Source organism: Dietzia sp. HMSC21D01 (assembly GCF_001815995.1).
Classification (GTDB): Bacteria; Actinomycetota; Actinomycetes; order Mycobacteriales; family Mycobacteriaceae; genus Dietzia; species Dietzia cinnamea.
This window is the reverse complement of sequence record NZ_KV823756.1, coordinates 1-894: the sequence shown is the minus strand read 5'-3', so window position 1 is coordinate 894 and position 894 is coordinate 1. Positions and strand designations below refer to the sequence as shown.

The window sequence follows — 894 nt, the reverse complement described above, 5'->3', positions numbered from 1 at the left end:
CGGGTCGCCGCCCGCTCGGCGGCGCGGCGACTGGCTGCACTCACGGGGACCGGACCCGGGGGCGTGGTGGGCTACACGGTCCGTGGGGACTCGCGCGTCGGCAGGGACACCCTCGTCGAGTTCGTCACTCCGGGGGTACTGGTGCGTCGGTTGATCGCCGATCCCGACCTGCCCGGCGTCGGGGCCGTGGTGCTCGACGAGGTCCACGAACGCGACGTCGAGTCCGACCTGGCCTTCGCACTGCTGTGTGAGGTGCGGCAGCTGCGCGACGACCTGCCGGTGGTGGCGATGTCCGCGACGGTCGAGGCGGGACGCTTCGCCCGGCTGCTCGGCGGCGGGACCGCGGCCGAGGAGCCCGGGGCGGGTTCCGCGGCGCCCGTCGTCGACGTGCCTGCGGAATCGCACCCCCTGGAGATCCGGTACGCCCCACCGCCGACCGCCCGCCTGGACGCCCGCGGGGTCGCCGACGGCTTTCTCGATCACGTGGCGGCGGTGACGGCACACGAGGTGACCGTGAGCGGGGTCGACGCCCTGGTGTTCCTGCCGGGTGTGCGCGAGATCGAGCGCGTGGTGCGGTCGCTCGCCGCGCGGCTGGGGGACGCGGTCGAGGTTCCACCTCTGCACGGCGGGCTGGACGCCGCCGCCCAGGACCGGGCGGTGTCCGGTTCCCGGAGCCGGAGCGGCGAAGGCGACACGGCGCTGCCGCGGATCGTGGTGTCGACCGACCTGGCGGAGTCCTCACTGACTGTGGCCGGGGTGCGGCTGGTGGTGGACGCGTGCCTGAGCCGCGAGCCGCGGCGAGACATCGCACGGGACATGACGGGGCTGGTGACGGTGTCGGCGTCGCGCGACTCGTGCGTGCAGCGCGCGGGCCGCGCCGCCCGCCTCGGCCCC

At 75.6% G+C, this 894-nt stretch carries 1 protein-coding gene; it reads left to right on the top strand.

Going from position 1 to position 894, the window contains the following annotated elements; translation table 11 throughout:
- Positions 1-894, top strand: an 894-nt coding sequence (locus HMPREF3086_RS03400) for a helicase-related protein (RefSeq protein ID WP_256386766.1), incomplete at both ends; no start/stop codon positions are given.